The following is an 18,496-nucleotide window of genomic DNA, read 5'->3' as shown; positions in this document are numbered from 1 at the left end:
TGGACTTACTAATTCTGATCCTATTTCAACTGAATATCGTTGGCTTAAACAAATAATAGAACGTCTAAACAGAACCTTTAAATTCTCCTATAGGGTTACAAATGGTTTTGGTAGTGAAGAAGGTTCCAACACGCACTTAGCTTTATTTGTAGCCTATTATAACTTTCTCCGCCCCCATAGCTACTCCTATTGGGGACCATTAAACTCTATTCCTGAGCTTGAGAAAATTCCAACGATGCCTGGCAAATGGCAAAAATTAATTGAACTTTCTCAACAACTTATAATTGAAAAGCAGGTTATATAGCTGGATTTACGATTTAGCTTTTGATATAAGCAAATTAGCTTCACCTTCAGTGTTCTGAAAAAAAAGGGACAATCTTAAAGGTGTATTTTTGCTGCACTTTTTTACTTGACAAGAAAAAAAGCCAAAGTTTTGTTGATAACAAAACTAATGTTTCATTACTTTTAGGTATATTTTCACTTTTCATGGTGCAATTTAAATCTTAAAATTTTTAATCTAGTTTTTTCATAGGTTAGTTAACACTATCAATTTAGTATTCTTTTGATAACATCAGTACACTTTGCTCCGAGTCATCAATAACATATATTTTAGTACTAATAGGCTTGTCTACTGCCACTAAGTAATGCTTCTTGTATAATGGCTCTTCCTGCGAGTGCACTATTTCTTGATTAAAGGTCTTACTATTGCTTATTTCCCTAAGCTCAAATACTTGTAGCCAGTCTATTGTAAAATCTTCTTTTAGCTTTAATAAGTCAATAAAGTTCCATAATAGTACTTGGATGGATTCATCAACTTCCTCATTTATTCCACTTGTAATATACCTAGCATTATCAAACATACCCTCAATTCCTCCTATAATATTCCTTTTTCTTTTAGACTACAATATTTTTCATTTCCAATAATTATGTGGTCAATGAGTGGTACCCCTAGTATTTCCCCACATTCTTTGAGCCTTGTTGTGATTTTTATATCTTCATTTGAGGCTGAAGGGTCTCCTGAAGGATGGTTGTGGAAAAGTATTATTGAAGCTGCATTGCTTAGAATGGCTGCCTTGAATACCTCACGAGGATGAACAATTGAGCAAGAAAGGCTCCCTACCGAAACTTCATTCAGTGCAACTGGCTGATTTTTCGTGTCAAGGCAAAGTAACCACAAATGCTCACGGTCTGAGTTTTCAAGGATTTTTTTCCCAAGCTCCACCGCATCTGCTGGACTCGTTATCTTTCGTATGTTATATAGGATAGTTGCTTCTCTTACCATTTTTATGGATACTATATTAATCCTTTTAGCAGGTGTATTTTTATTTTCAGCTGTTATCATTTCCTTTTTACCTTCGTCTATTTTATCAACACAATATACGCTCTTTGACATATTTCTACCTTCTTTCCATTAATTATTTTACATTCAATAGTACAGCTAAACTCTTTACAAATTCCTTTGAAAATACTGAACCTACTATTGCTTCCTTCATTAATTGCAATAGCTGTTCCTCTGTTACATCTAATGAACGTGGAACATACCTCTCTTTTGATTTTATAGTATCCTTATATAAGCTGAACCTAATCTCATCCCTCTTCTTGTCTTTAATAAATATCTTTTCGATACAATAGGTATATTCTTCATCAGCTAATTTCCCTTGATTCAATATCTGACAGTATTTAGTCTCCTTTATTATTTTTCTTGCCATAATAAACCTCCTATGTTTTTTGCCAAAAACAATAATAAAAGCCTTAATCACCGTTGTATCGGTAATTAAGGCTTTTAATCTATCATATAGTTTATAAGATTTTGCGGTGTTAATTCCATTGGAATTAGTAGTAATATTGCATAATCATTATTAGATAATATCAATGAATTGGTATAAACTTCACCATTACTACATACTATTTTGTCTGTATATTCAGTTATAGCATCATCAATATTAATGTACGTCTTATCCTTTATCTCTTTAAAGTCCTCTTTTCTCTCTACAACTATGATATACCCTCCATTGTCTTCGTATTTCCTTCTATCTGCTCCGTATTCTGAGTCTAGTATCTTCAATATGCCTTGGATTTTTTCTTGTACCTCCTGTGGCATATCTTTTAACTTGTCCATTTCTTTTAAATATGCTATCTCAATCATTAATACTACCTCCTAAATAAAATAAAGAAACTCTTATCCGTATTTTCATACAGGTATGAGTTTCTTTATTAATTATATATATTAAAACTACTTAACTTAACTACACTAAATATTTTTATGATTTACTACTTGTAGTCCATTCTATATCAGCCTTTTTTCTTAATTCATTTGTTTCTGTACAATCATATAAACTGTGCAACTTACTATTATTCATGTAGTCAGTTATCATTCTTTTATCAAAATCGACTAACTGAGCATCAAAATTTTCGTGCGAATATTTAATTGTAAACCATTCTATTAAGAGGTCATCAAATAATGTATTAAGACTTACTCTTCCGTTCCTATCTATATGATTATCAGCAATTTCCTCTAATTTAATATTAAAGTTAAAATCATTAAAAACAGTTTGATTAGTTGGTTTATTTATTAACTTTCTTACATTTATAATCAAATCTGTCTTTGGAGTTTCTTTTAACAACATTTGTGTAATATTTGGTGCTGATGCTTCCATTGGAACAATATTTATTAAGTGGAATCCGGAGTTTTTAAAGGCTCTAATTATTGAATTCCAAATTTTCAAGTCCTTATTAGCAAATGTTACCGTCATCCAAGCTCCATCCTTAAGTACTCTATAAGCTTCTTTAAATACCTCTGTTAGCTTAATTTCATAATGTTTCTCATCAAAATTACCTTCTCTGTAAGGATTAAATACAACTTCATTACTCCAATCAATTTTCTCATTAAAGTATCTCAGCCAAGAGTTCCATATAAAACTTAACTCTAAATACTGAATACCTTCACCTCCATATGGAGGGTCTGTGAAAATATAATCAACCGAATTATTTTTAATCTCATTTGAAAGATTGCTAGAAGATTTGAGTAAGAATTTGTAATTATTGTTATCTCCGATAAGCCTGTTTGTCTCTTCCTTTCCTTTTAGCATTTTCTTATATCTATTCCCAAAATAGTGCCATGCATTCAATTCCTGCCAGCTTTTAGGTAACCAATATGTGTTTATTTTCCACGATGGACCACCTGAATTCCCTTTATAGTTGGCAATCATTTTAGATGCTTGTGCTATCATTGAAGTAAAAGTAACAATAAAAATTTCTCTTATTGTCTTATTATCAATATTAACAATATAATTGAATATAGAACTTAGTGCATATAAGTTTCGTTTAGAGTATATATCACTAAAATCTTGTATCCCTGCTTTCTTAAGCTTTTTTGTTTCCCAGCCTTCAAACACCTTATCTTTTGGATACCAATACTTTATTTTTGTATTGTTAATTTCTTTGATTTTTTCTAAATCTAACTCATCTAATGATTTTATACCTTTAGCTTTACAATGTTTACATAAATACTTTATTTCGATAGGAGCATTATCTTCCCATATAGTTGAAACTATTTTACAAGGTTCACTACAGTTAGGACACTTAGTACTATATAACCATTCCATATCATTAGTTAATTCTAATTCCATCTTTTTATATTCATCTTTAAATTCTTTTAAATCAACATATTTAAGCATTGATTCACAAATATATTTTGATATAGGATTTATGTCTACGCCAATACCAACCCTATTATTTACTACTGCTTCTATTGTGGTGACTCCAAATCCTGAAAAAACGTCTAAAATAGTATCTCCTTCATTAGTGAAGTAATTAATATACTCAGCAATAACATTTGAAGGCTTTTTACCCCAATACTTATGAACCTCATATCTCTTTTGCCATGTGTCTGGTTTAATTATATGATTTATAGGAGATTCAATATTTTTCAATCAAAATTCACTCCTCATTAGCTTATTTTTATTCTACCTAAACTACCACTAGATACTTACTTATTAACTATTATTATTTTCAAAACAAAAACGAGGAAATTTCTCCTCGTTTTAGTATATACTATATTTGAATATTAATTAACTACTTTTTAGAAATTAGTTTATATTAATAAATTCCAATAACTTTAACGCTCTTATTCTTTAAAGTAATCTTTCAAGAAATTATATGCTTCCTCTTTTTCTTTCACTGTCACTGATTGTAATATAGCCTTAATATTCAACTTACCTGTCTTATTATTCCAAAAATTTTTCTTTACTACTTGGTGCCTACCACAAAGTGCTTGCCAATCATCAGGATTATCCATATCAACTACTTGTCCATATGAATGTGGCTGTAAATGGTCAGCAGTTAATTTAACTTTCCCACCGCCGATAGGGTCAATATCTCCCTCTTTTAAGTCACATATAACACCACCTTCTGACCACTCACAACAATTGTTTGCTCTCTTTAAAATCTTTTTCCAACATTCTTTTGATGGATAAACTCTTTTGTTTATCTTTTCTCTTTTTTCAATTGATACCAGCAAATATTCTCCAAGCTTCAATCCACACCTATCTCTTTGGCTTAATATTGTATACCCGTAATTAGTCCTTAATTCTGATAATCTCTGATGCCAATTCTCCGGTTCTTTACCAGTTATAGGGTCTTTTGCAACTTCAACCAACTGAGTATTCGTAACTATCTTACCTACATTATTTAAAAATAATGCTTCTATCCTTTTTATAATTGTTTTTTGCTTGTATAAATCCTTGTCAATTGTGGCATATTCTATTTGTTCCATAATTTCCACCCCTAATATATCATACTACATTAGGAAATTATGTTCAACTTGTCCTCAATATTCCAGGTTAAAAGGTAGTTAATCTGCTTATTATCTCACTTATGTATGCTAGCCATATCAACCTTCTATAATAAAAAGTCACCGTTACTTGTGGTACGGTTCTCCACTTATTATTCTAAACCCTCTATAAATCTGTTCTAGTAGCATAACTCGAAATAGTTGATGTGGGAAAGTCATCTTTGAAAAGCATAATTTATAATTGGCTCTTTCTAAAACTGCCTTGGATAAACCTAATGACCCCCCAATAACAAAAGCTATATTGCTCTCACCCCTTACTCCTAAATCCATTATGTAATTTGAAAGTTCCGCTGAAGATAGCATGTTTCCCGCAAGCTCTAGAGCAATTACAAACATATTATCCTTTATACTCTTAACTATTGCCTCCCCTTCTTTTTCTTTTATTATAGTTTCTTCTTTTTCTGAAGCATTATCTGGAGTTTTCTCGTCATTTAATTCAACAATGCTCAGCTTACAATAACGAGATAGTCTTTTTGTATATTCCTCTATAGCACTTTTTAAATATTTCTCTTTTATTTTCCCTACGCATATTACAGTTATGTTCATTCTAGGTCTCCTTTATCATATATCTATATCCTCGAACCTTAATAATACACTAAAGTGAAACATCACTTTAGAATTATCCTTAAAGCTTATTGTTTTTTAGTTTACTTATAATGTGATTATCACACATATAATATACCATTATAAGCTAAAAACAAATAGCATGGTTCAAAACCCCATGCTATAAACGTTTTTTCCAGATTACTAAATACTCAAATCTCTTTTTTTATAAAATACATATGTGATACAGATCATTACTGAAATAATTATAATTGATAAAATTACAAAACTCCATTGAAGGCCACCTCCAAACATCAAATCTTTAGCCTCATAGTATTTAAATGGCGTAAGATATTTTAAATTTTTAATCTTACTGTCTATGTCTATTGCTATTGATAATATAAAGGTAATTAATATCACCCCTGTAGAAATAGCTGTAGCAGACCTTGAATTTTTGCATGCAGCGGCTATGGCTGTACCAATAAGCATAAACATAAGTTGCAGAATAAGCATTCCAACCATGAGAACTACAATGTCTGCACTCACCGATTCACCTTTGCTATATTTTCCTACAATAATTATTGAAGAAACCAAAGTTACAATATTAAATATTAAAATATTCACTGTACCTGCTAACAGTTTTGATGTTATGACTTTATTTCTTGAAATAGGTTTTACAAGTAAAAACTCTGCGGTTTTATCTCTTTCTTCCTTTGAAATTATATCAGCGCCTAGCATAACAGCATGAATCGTTGCCATAAGCACTAAGTATAAAAAAAGCATTCCATAATAACCACTAGCCTTTGATAAATCTAGAGTACCTATACCAAGCATGGCTAGCATAGATTTTGGCATCTGAGCCAATAGCTCGTTCATAGATTGGCCTGAGGTTGATAATGCTGCAAATTTTCCCATGCCAGCTCCAACCATAAATATTATACCAAAAGTCCATATAATAAGACTTTTCCTATGGGCCTTCATCTCTACAATAAATATATTCATAAACTAACCTCCGTATATTCCTTATTAAACCCTAAATAGCTTTCAACTATTAGTAATCCTTTAATCGTAACCTTCTGTGCTTAAATATCTTTAAACGATGTGGACATCTCTTTTGTCATATACAAAATAACTGGCATAAATTGCTATAATAATAAACACTATTTCAATAACAATATATGAACTCTCATAACTAGAATTTTTCATAATATAGTTTGTGTCAAAATATTTAAAGGGAGTAATATAACGCATAGCAGTATCCCCCGTAGTTGATGAAAACATTCCAATAATAAAAAATGTAAATACTGTGCCTAAAGAAATAGGTAACACAGATTTTATCTTGGAAGCCACCACAGAAATTAACCCCCCCAGTGATAGAAACATAAGCTGGATGAAAAACAATGTAATAGAAAGCATAAAGAATATCTTATAGCTATAATCACCTGTTTTTACAATAGAAGCCATAAAACTAGCAACCACTAGGTAGACTACATTTGTAATTACTAGGCATGTTAATGCAGCTATTAGCTTTGATGTCATAATATTCCTACGAGTAACTGGTTTCGTTAAAAGAAAATCTGCTGTTTTGCCCTGCACTTCCTTTGATACAAGTGAGGTTCCTAGGTTCATAGCTTGAATTGCACCACAAAGTGTTAAATATAAAAATATATAGGAGTAAAAGCCTAAAATAGAGGACATACTCTCTACAGATAGTCCAAATGCTTTTCTTACTGGCTCTGGAAATCCTTCCATTAACTTTTTAAATGCTTCTGCTTCCTTTGAAAAAGCAGGATACATTGATAAGAAAACCACAACTAGCGCAACTAAGGAACACGTCCATATGATGGTTGATTTTCTATAAGCCTTAAGTTCGTGTAGATACATATTCATAGCTCTTAGTCCTCCTTTTCATAGTAATGCATAAAAATCTCTTCAAGATCTGGCTCTTCAATCCAAAGATTATTGATTTCTATTTCCGAAATTTTTTTCATAATAAAATTAATATTGCCTCTAAATAAAAAGCTTATTATATTACCTTTTATTTCCAAAGCGCTTACCCCACTTATGTTAAAGTAATTATCTTCTATTTTTGATTTAACTTCAATTTTAAATTTTTTATGGTTACTTTCTTGTAGAGTACTAATTTTTTCAACCTTTATGATTTTACCCTCTTTAATAATGGCAACACGATCACATAACCTCTGGACCTCACTTAAAATATGAGAAGAAAGTAAAATGGTCGCACCTTTTCTATTCTCCTCCTCCAGAAGATCAAAAAACTTTTGTTGCATAAGTGGGTCAAGTCCACTTGTAGGCTCATCAAGTATAATAAGTTTAGGTGAATGAAGCAGTCCTTGGACAATGCCAACCTTCTTTTTATTACCATATGATAAATCATCGATTTTCTTATTAAGATCAAGATCCATTATCTCAGATAGTTCTGTAATTCTCTTGCTACAATCTTTCTTGTAGAAACTTGCTGAATACTTTAGAAGGTCTATAACTTTCATATTGTCATAATAGAAAACCTCTGAAGGTAAATATCCTATTTTCTCCTTTATCTTAGGACCATATTTTACACAGTCCATTCCAAAAATCATAGCACTACCACTGGTGGGATAAATTAGTGATAATAGTGTTCTTATTGTTGTTGATTTTCCAGCACCATTAGGTCCAATAAACCCAAAAATCTCTCCTTGTTTCACATTAAAACTCACATCTGTAATTCCTCTTGCCTTACCATAACTTTTGGTCAAATTCTTAATTTCAATAACATTCATTTTTTAACCTCCCATGTAATTTTTTTGTACTCACTTAAAGGTGTTTTTGGAAGCTTTATTACTATTTATAAAAGCTATTTTTAAATATATCTATATAACTATCCATCTCATGAAAAACTTTTTCATAGTCCATCTGTTTAGCTGCAGATGCTTTTGCCTTTTTAAGTTCGCTTGTTCCAAACCCGTCAAGTGTCCACATTATAATATTGATGGCCCTATTTACATCAACACCCTCACGAAATTTTGTTTTATCAATATTATTAAATACTTTACTATAGTTACTCTCAGCAAGTTCTTTCTTTCTTTCTTCTATTTCACTTTTTACCTCACTACATTCCTCACCTATGGCACTTTCAATAAATTTAAAAATACTAGGATATTTGTTCAAGAGCTCCAGTTTAAATGATGCTATTTGACGTAATTTCTCAAAAATATCACTTTGTTTTTCATCAACTTTTTCAAAAAACTCATCCATACAAACTTCCACGCAGTAATCAAACACAAATAAAAATAGCTTTTTCTTGTTTTGAAAATAATGAAATAAAATTCCCTTTGATATCCCAGCTTCTTTTACAATCTCATTTGTGGATGCACTTTCAAAGCCTTTATCTGCAAATTCTTTTATTGCTGCCTGTAATATTCTCTCTTGCTTTTCGGTCTTTAAATTTAAAAACTTTGAAAACATAATTTCACCACACTTCCTAGTTTATTATTGTTTAAATGTTATTATAGTATTTCAATAATGTTATTATATCATTATTGACCACCTTGGTCAATATACTTTTTATGTATTTTGCTCTCTTGATTTATTATATTACAAAAAAAGTAAAACCTTACACAAAGAGTGTAAGGTTTTACTTTTTATAACTTGTTTGTAATCATTCAACTATTAAAATAATTTTAATTTACTTCTATCATGAAGGTTGCTTAAAATAGTGGCTAAATAGTTATGATTACAACAAACTCTATTTCCCACAACATTTTTTATATTTTTTTCCACTTCCGCAAGGACATAAGTCATTTCTTCCAATCTTCTCAGTATTAACTACTGTTTTTGAATCTTTATAAGTTTTTTGAATTTCTTTTCTTTTTTCTTTAGAAAAAATCCCTTCCCATTGAGGAAGCTCATACAGATAATCTGCTTTTGCGTCTAGCATATTAAAATAAAGTTTTTCATAGTCTATCTTAAAGTCTACCTCAGTACCTGCCTCAGTTTCTTCTAGTACTATAGTTTCTAAAAGACTGTCGTTTATTCCATCAGTAAATCCCATAAAATAAATTGTAGATACATCAAAATGTTTTGCAAGTTCTTCTATGGTACCCTTAACTTCGTCTTTATGGTTTGATAATAATTTAGTGTATATGCGTTTTTCTACTTCCCCGTATTCTTGCCAAAATGCAGGCTCTCCTCTACGTTTAACATAGTCAACCACCATATCTGTCCACTCTTTATATAAACTCATGCTCTAGTCTCCTTCGAATGATAATGTATTTTGTTATATAACGTTATTATAATAAATATTTCATTAATTTTCAACATTTATGTTTAAAACTCTTAAATAAAATGCATTTTTAGCACTTTTTAAAGCTAAATCCCTATTTTTTGATAGATACTATTTCCCCTTTATTAAAGGGCTTGGATATATTAAAGTTTCCACCTAAAGTATCTACATCCTTATTTTCCATTGTTATTTTAACTTTTTCTACAGATGGCAATTGAGTAAGTGACGTAGCTATACCTTCTAAGCAGCTTTTTTCTTTTGCAACTGACATAGTTATTTTTGCTTCTTTACTTAAATTAACATAGGCAATACTGTCTTTAATAGAGAAACTTAATAGCCTAGTTTCTTTAGATAGTATTGGTTTTAGCCCACTTTTTATACTAGGTCCTTTTATAAGTTCTTGCATAATAATTTCCCCAATAAGCTCTTCTTTATTAATAATTCTCTCTTCTTTAACTACTTGTGCATTAGAACCATCTTTAGTACCATCAAAATAAATGCCTACTTGGATGAAGTCATCTTTTTCTAGGGGAAGTGTTAGATTTTCAAGTTTTTCTTTATTTGTAACACTCTTTTGATCTTTTTTTTCACACCCAAAAAATGATACCGTTGAAATAATTAGCAATGAACATAATAATATTTTTATTGCTTTTTTCATATTTGACCTCTCCTTTAAAAATCAATTACATCACTTGGCATGTCCCTTCTAGCTAAATTCAAAGAAATGTCCCTACCGATTTCAATATAATTATCTTTAAGTATATTAATTACTGTCTGATAGGCTAAATCAGGGAAATTATTTGTTTTACTTAAATGACCTAGAATAATATGCTTTTGCTTATCATTAATTATATCTACTATTGCTTTCCCACATGCATCGTTTGATAAATGACCCACATCACTTAATATTCTTCTTTTTAAAGGATAAGGATATGGCCCAAACTTCACCATTTCAACATCATGATTACTCTCCAGTAGTATTACATCTGCATCTTTTATTATATTCTTTACTTCATCAGAAAAATAGCCTAAATCTGTAGCTATGCAAGCCTTCTTGTTTCCACTATAAAAAGCATATCCTATAGGTGCTGCAGCATCATGTGATATATTATAGTTTACTATATGCATATCATTTATATCCACAAAATTACTATTAATAATTTTTATATTATGTTCCTTTATATTGCCTATTTTACTTTCCATAGCTTTCCAAGTGTCTTCATTTGCATATATTGGTATGTTATATCTTCTAGAAACAATTCCCGCACCTTTTATGTGATCAGAATGCTCGTGAGTAATAAAAATACCATCAATATCATTAGGATTTTGATTAATATGTTTAAGCGCACTTTCAATACTTTTCCCTGGCATACCAACATCCACTAAAATTTTTGTGTCTTGTGAAGCTACAAATACGCTATTTCCACTACTCCCACTATATAATGGACAAAAAATCATAATTGTCTCCTTTAATTTTAAATTGTTATGCCTTAACTCTACTTATATCTGCACCTATACTCCTGAACTTTTCTTCAATATTTGGATATCCTCTATCAATATGTTCTATGCCTAAAATTTCAGTAGTACCTTCTGCTATAAGCCCGGCAATAACTAATGCTGCTCCAGCTCTTAAATCTGATGCTATTACCACAGCTCCAATAAGTTTATCGACACCATCTACTGTAGCAACACTTCCTTCAACTTTTATGGAAGCCCCCATTTTTTTTAATTCATCCACATGTTTAAATCTAGCTTCCCAGATGCTTTCATTTATTATGCTTCTGCCCTCCGAAACACATAACAATGTATTCATCGGTTGTTGTACATCCGTTGGAAATCCAGGGTAAGGCAAGGTCTTAATATTTACAGCCTTAAGTCTTCCACTAGCTTTAACCGTAACACTGTCTCCACCTTCATGTACTTCTGCTCCCATTTCCATAAGTTTTGCAGAAATTGATTCAAGATGTTTTGGGATAACATTATTTACAGTTACTTCTCCACCACAAGCAGCAGCTGCTATCATAAAGGTACCCGCCTCAATTTGATCTGGAATTACACTATAAGTACATCCTGTTAATTCTTTTACACCTATAATCCTTATAACATCAGTACCTGCGCCTTTAACATTAGCTCCCATAGAGTTTAAGAAGTTAGCTACGTCAACTACATGAGGTTCTTTCGCAGAATTTTCTAAAATAGTTGTACCTTCTGCAAGTGTTGCAGCAGCCATCACATTTATTGTTGCACCAACACTGACTACATCAAAATAAATGCTAGTTCCAATTAGTCTATCTGCCTCAACATTTACAGCACCATTCTCAATAGTTACAGTTGCTCCAAGTGCCTCAAACCCTTTTATATGTTGATCTATAGGTCTTACCCCTATAGGACATCCCCCTGGAAGGTCTACCTTAGCTCTTTTAAATCTAGCTAAAAGAGCACCAATCAAATAATATGATGCTCTCATTGCTCTTACATCTTCTGAATTAGCATCCATGCTATTTATGTTTGTACTATCTATAGAAACTGAATCTTTTTCTCTTTTAATTTTACAACCTAAACTCTCCAATATTCTTTCGATACAGTTTACATCTTCTATATCTGGAATATTTTCAATTATACATCTACCCTTACTTGCAATTATTGCTATTGGTAAAATTGCTACTGCTGCATTTTTTGCACCGCTTATTTCTACTTGACCAAGTAGGGGTTGACCTCCGTTAATAACCAATCTATCCATATTTGTATCATCCTCACTATATCTTATATATTAAATTATTTTTATTTTTATATACGCATATATTATACCATACCTAGATTATATTCTAACATTTATTTTGAAAATGTAAAATGGTATTTTTTCATTTTTGTTTTTTTGTTAATATTGATAGGGTTAACAGCCAGCGGATTATTAGGCTAAAGTAATTTATTAAGTATGTATGTTATTTTACGCAGAGAAAGGCAATGGGGGTATTAGAGTTATATGAAATAATAGTTATAAAATAAATATAGAATATAAAAACCACCCGCTAAAAAAGCAGGTGGTTTTTATATTATTATGACATTTTAAAACTTGCGCAATCTGTGCATTCTGGTGTTTTAGCAACACTTTCATGTTTTATAACTTCGATTTTGTTTAAAGTACAATAGTTATCATCATGACAATGGAATTTGCATTCATCTACTGTACAACCTATACTATCATTATGTTCCATGTGAAAAGCACCTCCTTAAATTTATTACAAAATTATTATTAACTTAAATGATATTAATTATGCTAAAAATGCTTATACATAAATTTACATAGAAAATACAAAACTCAAAAATTATGTTATAATATAGTTATAATTTAATCAAAATAATGTTAACCATTCTTGGTTATTAATTTTATTCGGAGGAAGAATATGAAATATTTTTTAGTTGCTTTATTTGATGACGGATCTAATACTATAATACAAAATATACAAAGAGATATTTGTAGAAAATATAAACTATACAAAAGTTCCCCTAATCTTTATATATGTATAAGTTCTATAACTAACCCGGATTTAGAAAAATTAGATGTGGTTATTTCTAAAATCATGGTTCCTTATAAAAATTTCAAGGTTAACATAAATAATGCTATTAATTTAAGTGAAAATTTTAGTCAAGTTAATCTTAAGATTGAAGATAAAGGGTATATTTATCGTTTAGCAAGAACTATTACAGATACCTTAGATTTACATGGGTTCAATGTTAAAAGTGAAGACGACAATATTGATTTACGTATTTTACTGGCTAATGCCAATCACATCATTAAAAAATCATATAATGGAGGATCAATTTGTATTGATTCTACTTTAGATAAGGATGATTTTTTTAAATTTGCAAAGGTTACTAGGTTTGAATTATGGAAACAGGTTAGTAATAAAAAAGAAATGGTAGTTAAAACTTACAATCTAAGAGAATACTAGAATCCATAAAATATGTTATAAATTTAAGGGTGATAAAAATGATTTACTACTTAGTTGGATTATTTGATAAAGTTTCCTACAAATATATAGAATTATTTCAAAAGTCAATTTGTGAAAAGTATAGTCTATATAGCCCTACTACAGATTTACCTAAACTTCATATAACTCTAGAAATAATAACTGATCCAGACCTTGAGAATTTGAATGTTTCTTTAAATGATATCCTTTTAGACTATGCTGAGTTTGAAGTTGAATTAAATGGTGTAATTTGTTTTGATCCTCCATATAAATCTGTAAACTTAAATATTCAAAATAAAGGTACGGTGTATGAATTATCTAAAAACATAAACTCTATTTTAAATTCACAAGGATTTGTGGTAAGGGAACATATTGAAAATTGGAATTTACATATTTCACTAGCTAATACTAATTTTGCTGATAGAGAATGGTCTGATAGTGAATATTTAGCCGCTTGCCATCTAGCTAAGGATGAAAGTTTCCCAAAAACTATAAGGGTTAGTTCTATCGAATTATGGAAGCCTATAAATAATAATGATGAAATGGTAGTTAAAAAATACACTTTGTAAAATGAAAATGCATAATCCAATGAAAAGGCGGTCTAAAAATGAACTTACAAAAATTGTTTGAAATGCAAGATGCTTTAGATAAACGAATTGAATCAGAACATTCCCTTGCTGGAATTCCGTTATTACGGAAAAAAGTACTATCTCTTCAAGTAGAACTGGGCGAACTAGCAAACGAAACTCGTTGTTTTAAATTTTGGAGTACAAAACAGCCCTCAAGTAATGATGTAATTCTTGAGGAGTATGTAGATTGTATACATTTTATTTTAAGCATTGGCTTAGAAAAAAGCTTCGAAGATATTACTTTAAATGTAAAACACATTGATGGTGAATTATCCGAGCAATTTTTAGATTTATATATAAATATTTCAGACTTTGTAATTTGTTCTTCATTGGACAACTATCTTAACATTTTTCAGAATTTCTTGTGCTTAGGTGAAAATTTAGGATTTTCCAAAGAAGATATTGAAAATGCATATTTATATAAAAACAACATTAATCATGAAAGGCAAGATAATGGATATTAAATCATCATTACTTAATATCTTATAACTATTTTTTTAATATTACATCACATTCTGGGTAAACTAACCTAGAGGAGTGTGATTGTAATTGGGGTTAATATTTTCTATAATTGCAGGCATCTGTATGAGTTTTCAAGGGGTTTTTAATACAAGGGTTAGTGAAAAAATTGGGCTTTGGGAAACTAATGCTTTCGTTCAAGGAACTGCATTAATTCTCACCTTAATAATACTCCTTGTAGTTGGTAATGGTAATTTTAAAGCTATAAAAGATGTAAATAAGTTATATTTACTAGGAGGTGTCCTAGGTTCTATAATTATATTTTCTGTTATGCAGGGTATAACAAACCTAGGACCAACTTACTCCATTGCAACAATATTAGTTGCACAACTTTTAACAGCTAGTATAATTGATAGCTTTGGAATGTTTGGTGCTGATCAAATTAAGTTCGCCTTATCTAAGTTTATAGGCATTGGCATAATGATTGCAGGTATAGTAGTATTTAAGTGGAAAGGGTAATAAGCTCTTTCTATTTTTTATCAGTGTTATTTTTTTAACTTGCCTATTGAAATTAACTATAAATACCCCCATAATTATAGATGAAAATCATTCATGTTAAACTTTAAAAAGAACTAATATTTATATATATTGAATATGCAAGGAGGACCCTTATGGATTTCAAACAGATTGAAGCTTTCATTAGTGTAGCCAGGTTTAAAAGTTTCTCGAGAGCTGCTAGTACAATTTTTTTATCTCAACCCACAATAAGTTCTCACATAGCTAGTTTAGAAAGAGAATTAAATGTTCAACTTTTTGACAGAACTTCTAAAGAAGTTTACTTAACACCTGCCGGTAAATCTTTTTTAGAATATGCAATTAATATAGTAAATACCCGTAATAATGCTATTTCTAATATTTCTAATTTTAATACTGTAATATCTGGAAATTTAAATTTATCAGCTAGCACTACTCCATGTAACTCATTAGTTCCAGACCTTATAAAAAATTTCAGCCATCTTTACCCAGATGTTCGTTTTAATATTACGGAACAAAGTTCTGGAAATATAATAAAAGAAATTTTAGATCTTCACTGCGAAATTGCAATAGTTGGCACCACAATAAAAAATTGTAAAATTAAAAGTTATAAACTTACGGAAGATAATTTAGTTTTAATATCTAGTACTGATATGAATGTTCCTGATGAAATAACTTTAAAGGATTTATTGAAATACAAATTTATAATCAGAGAGAAAAATTCAGCAACTAGAAATACCCTTGATGCAGCGCTTGAATCAAAAGGTATAAATCCCGATTTGTTAAACGTATTTTGTGAAGTGAACACGTTGGACAACCTTCTTCAATTTGTAAAACTAGGAACAGGAGTATCTATTATTTCCGAGAAAATATCTTTTGATTATATTGATAGTAGTAAAATAAAGATTAGTAAAATTACAGATTTACTATTAAAAAGAAATCTGTATTTGATTATCAACTCAAAACGCACCCTAACCCCTATTGCTAATGCTTTCTTTAGCATGTGCAAGGATATGTTTTCACTAATAGAATATGAATAATAAGAATTATAATTCTTATTATTGAAACCCTTAAAAAAGTATATATTGCTGAATTTTATTTTAGTAATATATACTTTTTTGTTAAATCATGCCCTTCTAAATTACTTATTATCTTCAATTCATAAATATTGTTAACATATTTTAAAAAGATACATATACTATAATAATGTAACAATACATTAGGGGGCATACATGTTTTCCTTTAAAAACAAATTAGATCCCAGTTTGAGACATGCTTTGATAAGTAACCTATATGAAAACTATAGGGTAATAATATACTGCAAATCCCTTGAAAGCAAAACCATAGATAAGATTAAATCCTTAAAATGTGATATTCTAAGGCATATTCCAGGAGTAAACTGTATTTGTGCTATTTTAACCTCTGTTGCTATTGATAGATTACTAGAATATCCACAGGTATCGTATATAGCTTTTGATTGTTATGCATATTTATGTGGTAATAGCATCTTGGCCTCTAATGGTATATCCTTTCAAACTAACTATGACCTCACTGGAAAGGGCATTGGCATTGGAATAGTTGATAGTGGTGTGTATCCGCATTCTGATTTATTGAATCCTGTAAATAAGATTAAAAAATTTGTGGATGTTGTTAACAATTCAATCTATCCTTATGATGATAATGGTCATGGCACCTTTATGAGTGGATTAATTTGTGGGAGTGGCTATGGATCAAAAGGTATGTACAAAGGGGTTGCGAGTTCTAGCCATATTTATATGATTAAGGCCTTTAATAAATTAGGAAAGGGCTTTATATCTGATATTTTATTTTCAATAGATACTTTAATTAACGAGTGCACTGACTTTAATATTAAGATTCTTCTCCTTCCTTTTGAAACTATGGAAACTGATGAATTCGTTCTTTCATTGTTTTCAAAACTCTTTGACGTTGCAATTTCAAAGGGCCTGGTAGTAATCCTACCTAGTGGAAGTAATAAAAATATTAAAAGTTCCATAAGAGGCATAGCAACCCTTAGTAATTGTATAACTGTAGGTGGCTATGATAGTATAGGGATTCCAAAAATATATGACTATTCTTCCTGTGGTCCTTTTAAAAAACAGGATAAGCCAAATTTAATTTCTGCCTGTGTTGATATTTGTTCTTTGATATCAGACACAAAATTTGTTTCTGAAAAAAGCGGTATGAAGCTTTACCCTGCTCATATCACTAATCTCTATACCACCTACACAGGAACTTCATGTTCAGCTGCTTTTATAAGTGGAATATGCGCTCTACTCTATGAAAACAATAATAATTTATCTTTCAAAGATACTCTGGCCTTACTAAAGGTCTCCTCCAGTTTAATAAATTCTCCAAAATATATGCAAGGTGCTGGGATTATAAATTTAGAAAGATTGCTTCCTTAAATTTTCCTTCTAAAAGAAATATATTAATATATTTTGAACATTTGCTAATAATATATACAGTGTAATTTATTAGGTGTATAATAAAGTTATTCTTTAATATTAATAATTAATTAGAAATAATTATTAATACCAAACAGTATTATATACTATTTAAAATACACGTTTTAAAGGGCATAATTATTATTTTGTGCCAAAAGGAACACGAGGAGGATTATTATGATAAGCGAAAAATTACTCTATGAAATAAACAAGCAAATAAACTTCGAATTTTATTCTGCACACCTTTATTTAGCTATGGCTGCTTACTGTGCCGCAGAGGATTTTGATGGCTTTGCTAATTTCTTCAAAGTTCAAGCTGAAGAAGAAAAATTTCATGCTATGAAATTTTATAATTATGTAAATGAAATGAATGGAAGGATAGTATTAGAAGGCATGCCAGACCCTCAAAATGATTATAAATCACTTCTTGATGCTTTTGAAATATCCTATGCTCATGAAAAAATTGTAACTAGCAAAATCTATAATCTTACTGATATTGCTACGCAGGAGAGAGAACATGCTACAATAAGCTTACTTAAATGGTTTATTGATGAGCAAGTAGAGGAAGAAGCTAACTTTAGTCGCATAATAAAAAGACTCCAAAGAATTAAAACTGACCCTACAAGTCTTTATCTCCTAGATACAGAAATGGCAGCAAGAGTTTTTGTTCCACCCGTTACTACTAGATAAAACTTATAAATTCATAGAAGTAACATATATAACTAAACTAAATTAGTTTAGTTATTATTTAAGGCACATAT

The 18,496-nt window shown here is 30.2% G+C and carries 23 protein-coding genes and 1 pseudogene; 8 read left to right on the top strand and 16 right to left on the bottom strand.

Features of this window, described 5'->3' with window-relative positions:
- A pseudogene (locus KPL51_RS11510) lies at positions 1–304 on the top strand (transposase); the annotation flags it as partial.
- A gap of 247 nt (positions 305–551) precedes the next feature.
- Here the strand turns inward: KPL51_RS11510 and KPL51_RS11505 are convergent.
- From KPL51_RS11505 to KPL51_RS11430, 16 genes are all read right to left on the bottom strand, one after another.
- Complete coding sequence (locus KPL51_RS11505) at positions 552–860, bottom strand: DUF960 family protein (protein ID WP_216161242.1); 309 nt, start codon at positions 858–860, stop codon at positions 552–554.
- A gap of 14 nt (positions 861–874) precedes the next feature.
- A complete protein-coding gene (locus tag KPL51_RS11500) occupies positions 875–1,393 on the bottom strand; it encodes a JAB domain-containing protein (RefSeq protein ID WP_312888591.1) in 519 nt (172 codons plus the stop codon).
- Positions 1,394–1,415: 22 nt separating this feature from the next.
- Entirely contained in the window at positions 1,416–1,709 is a 294-nt protein-coding gene (locus KPL51_RS11495; RefSeq protein ID WP_216161239.1) for a hypothetical protein, read from the bottom strand.
- A gap of 74 nt (positions 1,710–1,783) precedes the next feature.
- Positions 1,784–2,146 carry a hypothetical protein gene (locus KPL51_RS11490; RefSeq protein ID WP_216161237.1) on the bottom strand — a complete coding sequence of 121 codons (363 nt, stop codon included), beginning with the start codon at positions 2,144–2,146 and terminating at the stop codon, positions 1,784–1,786.
- A 115-nt stretch (positions 2,147–2,261) separates the two neighbouring features.
- Positions 2,262–3,932 (bottom strand): DNA methyltransferase, encoded by a 1,671-nt coding sequence (locus tag KPL51_RS11485; protein ID WP_216161234.1) that lies wholly within the window; start codon positions 3,930–3,932, stop codon positions 2,262–2,264.
- A gap of 194 nt (positions 3,933–4,126) precedes the next feature.
- Entirely contained in the window at positions 4,127–4,774 is a 648-nt protein-coding gene (locus KPL51_RS11480) for a KpnI family restriction enzyme N-terminal domain-containing protein (protein ID WP_216161231.1), read from the bottom strand.
- A gap of 144 nt (positions 4,775–4,918) precedes the next feature.
- On the bottom strand, positions 4,919–5,398 hold the full coding sequence (rlmH, locus tag KPL51_RS11475) for a 23S rRNA (pseudouridine(1915)-N(3))-methyltransferase RlmH (protein ID WP_216161228.1): 480 nt from the start codon (positions 5,396–5,398) through the stop codon (positions 4,919–4,921).
- A gap of 201 nt (positions 5,399–5,599) precedes the next feature.
- Positions 5,600–6,397, bottom strand: a complete 798-nt coding sequence (locus KPL51_RS11470; protein ID WP_216161225.1) for a DUF2705 family protein — start codon at positions 6,395–6,397, stop codon at positions 5,600–5,602.
- A 90-nt stretch (positions 6,398–6,487) separates the two neighbouring features.
- The gene (locus KPL51_RS11465) at positions 6,488–7,285 is read right to left on the bottom strand and encodes an ABC transporter permease subunit (protein WP_216161222.1); all 798 of its coding nucleotides are present in this window, start codon (positions 7,283–7,285) and stop codon (positions 6,488–6,490) included.
- A 5-nt stretch (positions 7,286–7,290) separates the two neighbouring features.
- Positions 7,291–8,175, bottom strand: coding sequence for an ABC transporter ATP-binding protein (locus KPL51_RS11460; RefSeq protein WP_216161219.1), 885 nt, complete (start codon positions 8,173–8,175; stop codon positions 7,291–7,293).
- 61 nt (positions 8,176–8,236) lie between these two features.
- Positions 8,237–8,860 (bottom strand): TetR/AcrR family transcriptional regulator, encoded by a 624-nt coding sequence (locus KPL51_RS11455; RefSeq protein WP_216161216.1) that lies wholly within the window; start codon positions 8,858–8,860, stop codon positions 8,237–8,239.
- A gap of 280 nt (positions 8,861–9,140) precedes the next feature.
- Positions 9,141–9,638 (bottom strand): SEC-C metal-binding domain-containing protein, encoded by a 498-nt coding sequence (locus KPL51_RS11450; protein WP_216161212.1) that lies wholly within the window; start codon positions 9,636–9,638, stop codon positions 9,141–9,143.
- Positions 9,639–9,771: 133 nt separating this feature from the next.
- Positions 9,772–10,335 carry a GerMN domain-containing protein gene (locus KPL51_RS11445; RefSeq protein ID WP_216161209.1) on the bottom strand — a complete coding sequence of 188 codons (564 nt, stop codon included), beginning with the start codon at positions 10,333–10,335 and terminating at the stop codon, positions 9,772–9,774.
- A 14-nt stretch (positions 10,336–10,349) separates the two neighbouring features.
- On the bottom strand, positions 10,350–11,135 hold the full coding sequence (locus tag KPL51_RS11440; protein WP_216161205.1) for an MBL fold metallo-hydrolase: 786 nt from the start codon (positions 11,133–11,135) through the stop codon (positions 10,350–10,352).
- Between the two features lie 25 nt (positions 11,136–11,160).
- Positions 11,161–12,417 (bottom strand): UDP-N-acetylglucosamine 1-carboxyvinyltransferase, encoded by a 1,257-nt coding sequence (gene murA / locus KPL51_RS11435; protein ID WP_216161202.1) that lies wholly within the window; start codon positions 12,415–12,417, stop codon positions 11,161–11,163.
- 316 nt (positions 12,418–12,733) lie between these two features.
- On the bottom strand, positions 12,734–12,892 hold the full coding sequence (locus KPL51_RS11430) for a DUF1540 domain-containing protein (RefSeq protein ID WP_216161199.1): 159 nt from the start codon (positions 12,890–12,892) through the stop codon (positions 12,734–12,736).
- A 189-nt stretch (positions 12,893–13,081) separates the two neighbouring features.
- On the opposite strand from KPL51_RS11430, the gene KPL51_RS11425 reads away from it, so the two are divergent.
- From KPL51_RS11425 to KPL51_RS11395, 7 genes are all read left to right on the top strand, one after another.
- Complete coding sequence (locus KPL51_RS11425; protein ID WP_216161196.1) at positions 13,082–13,630, top strand: hypothetical protein; 549 nt, start codon at positions 13,082–13,084, stop codon at positions 13,628–13,630.
- A gap of 38 nt (positions 13,631–13,668) precedes the next feature.
- Complete coding sequence (locus KPL51_RS11420) at positions 13,669–14,217, top strand: 2'-5' RNA ligase family protein (protein ID WP_216161193.1); 549 nt, start codon at positions 13,669–13,671, stop codon at positions 14,215–14,217.
- Between the two features lie 38 nt (positions 14,218–14,255).
- On the top strand, positions 14,256–14,741 hold the full coding sequence (locus tag KPL51_RS11415; protein ID WP_216161190.1) for a dUTP diphosphatase: 486 nt from the start codon (positions 14,256–14,258) through the stop codon (positions 14,739–14,741).
- Positions 14,742–14,862: 121 nt separating this feature from the next.
- Positions 14,863–15,255 (top strand): DMT family transporter, encoded by a 393-nt coding sequence (locus tag KPL51_RS11410; protein WP_216161251.1) that lies wholly within the window; start codon positions 14,863–14,865, stop codon positions 15,253–15,255.
- 152 nt (positions 15,256–15,407) lie between these two features.
- Complete coding sequence (locus KPL51_RS11405) at positions 15,408–16,310, top strand: selenium metabolism-associated LysR family transcriptional regulator (RefSeq protein WP_216161187.1); 903 nt, start codon at positions 15,408–15,410, stop codon at positions 16,308–16,310.
- 192 nt (positions 16,311–16,502) lie between these two features.
- Positions 16,503–17,696 (top strand): S8 family serine peptidase, encoded by a 1,194-nt coding sequence (locus tag KPL51_RS11400; RefSeq protein ID WP_216161184.1) that lies wholly within the window; start codon positions 16,503–16,505, stop codon positions 17,694–17,696.
- 216 nt (positions 17,697–17,912) lie between these two features.
- Positions 17,913–18,425: a ferritin gene (locus KPL51_RS11395; protein WP_216161181.1), complete on the top strand. Its 513-nt coding sequence runs from the start codon at positions 17,913–17,915 to the stop codon at positions 18,423–18,425.
- The last annotated feature ends 71 nt before the right edge of the window (positions 18,426–18,496 follow it).

Origin of the sequence: Clostridium bowmanii, assembly GCF_018861315.1 — a bacterium.
Taxonomy (GTDB): domain Bacteria; phylum Bacillota; class Clostridia; order Clostridiales; family Clostridiaceae; genus Clostridium_AD; species Clostridium_AD bowmanii.
Note: the sequence above shows the minus strand (reverse complement) of the source record. Positions and strands in the feature narration are given on the sequence as shown.

What these genes read in the sequence shown, in the direction of transcription:
- KPL51_RS11505 (WP_216161242.1), bottom strand. Translation starts at nt 860, where the DNA reads ATGTTTGATAATGCTAGGTATATTACAAGTGGAATAAATGAGGAAGTT.
- KPL51_RS11500 (WP_312888591.1), bottom strand. Translation starts at nt 1,393, where the DNA reads ATGTCAAAGAGCGTATATTGTGTTGATAAAATAGACGAAGGTAAAAAG.
- KPL51_RS11495 (WP_216161239.1), bottom strand. Translation starts at nt 1,709, where the DNA reads ATGGCAAGAAAAATAATAAAGGAGACTAAATACTGTCAGATATTGAAT.
- KPL51_RS11490 (WP_216161237.1), bottom strand. Translation starts at nt 2,146, where the DNA reads ATGATTGAGATAGCATATTTAAAAGAAATGGACAAGTTAAAAGATATG.
- KPL51_RS11480 (WP_216161231.1), bottom strand. Translation starts at nt 4,774, where the DNA reads ATGGAACAAATAGAATATGCCACAATTGACAAGGATTTATACAAGCAA.
- rlmH (WP_216161228.1), bottom strand. Translation starts at nt 5,398, where the DNA reads ATGAACATAACTGTAATATGCGTAGGGAAAATAAAAGAGAAATATTTA.
- KPL51_RS11470 (WP_216161225.1), bottom strand. Translation starts at nt 6,397, where the DNA reads ATGAATATATTTATTGTAGAGATGAAGGCCCATAGGAAAAGTCTTATT.
- KPL51_RS11465 (WP_216161222.1), bottom strand. Translation starts at nt 7,285, where the DNA reads ATGAATATGTATCTACACGAACTTAAGGCTTATAGAAAATCAACCATC.
- KPL51_RS11460 (WP_216161219.1), bottom strand. Translation starts at nt 8,175, where the DNA reads ATGAATGTTATTGAAATTAAGAATTTGACCAAAAGTTATGGTAAGGCA.
- KPL51_RS11455 (WP_216161216.1), bottom strand. Translation starts at nt 8,860, where the DNA reads ATGTTTTCAAAGTTTTTAAATTTAAAGACCGAAAAGCAAGAGAGAATA.
- KPL51_RS11450 (WP_216161212.1), bottom strand. Translation starts at nt 9,638, where the DNA reads ATGAGTTTATATAAAGAGTGGACAGATATGGTGGTTGACTATGTTAAA.
- KPL51_RS11445 (WP_216161209.1), bottom strand. Translation starts at nt 10,335, where the DNA reads ATGAAAAAAGCAATAAAAATATTATTATGTTCATTGCTAATTATTTCA.
- KPL51_RS11440 (WP_216161205.1), bottom strand. Translation starts at nt 11,135, where the DNA reads ATGATTTTTTGTCCATTATATAGTGGGAGTAGTGGAAATAGCGTATTT.
- murA (WP_216161202.1), bottom strand. Translation starts at nt 12,417, where the DNA reads ATGGATAGATTGGTTATTAACGGAGGTCAACCCCTACTTGGTCAAGTA.
- KPL51_RS11430 (WP_216161199.1), bottom strand. Translation starts at nt 12,892, where the DNA reads ATGGAACATAATGATAGTATAGGTTGTACAGTAGATGAATGCAAATTC.
- KPL51_RS11425 (WP_216161196.1), top strand. Translation starts at nt 13,082, where the DNA reads ATGAAATATTTTTTAGTTGCTTTATTTGATGACGGATCTAATACTATA.
- KPL51_RS11420 (WP_216161193.1), top strand. Translation starts at nt 13,669, where the DNA reads ATGATTTACTACTTAGTTGGATTATTTGATAAAGTTTCCTACAAATAT.
- KPL51_RS11415 (WP_216161190.1), top strand. Translation starts at nt 14,256, where the DNA reads ATGAACTTACAAAAATTGTTTGAAATGCAAGATGCTTTAGATAAACGA.
- KPL51_RS11410 (WP_216161251.1), top strand. Translation starts at nt 14,863, where the DNA reads ATGAGTTTTCAAGGGGTTTTTAATACAAGGGTTAGTGAAAAAATTGGG.
- KPL51_RS11405 (WP_216161187.1), top strand. Translation starts at nt 15,408, where the DNA reads ATGGATTTCAAACAGATTGAAGCTTTCATTAGTGTAGCCAGGTTTAAA.
- KPL51_RS11400 (WP_216161184.1), top strand. Translation starts at nt 16,503, where the DNA reads ATGTTTTCCTTTAAAAACAAATTAGATCCCAGTTTGAGACATGCTTTG.
- KPL51_RS11395 (WP_216161181.1), top strand. Translation starts at nt 17,913, where the DNA reads ATGATAAGCGAAAAATTACTCTATGAAATAAACAAGCAAATAAACTTC.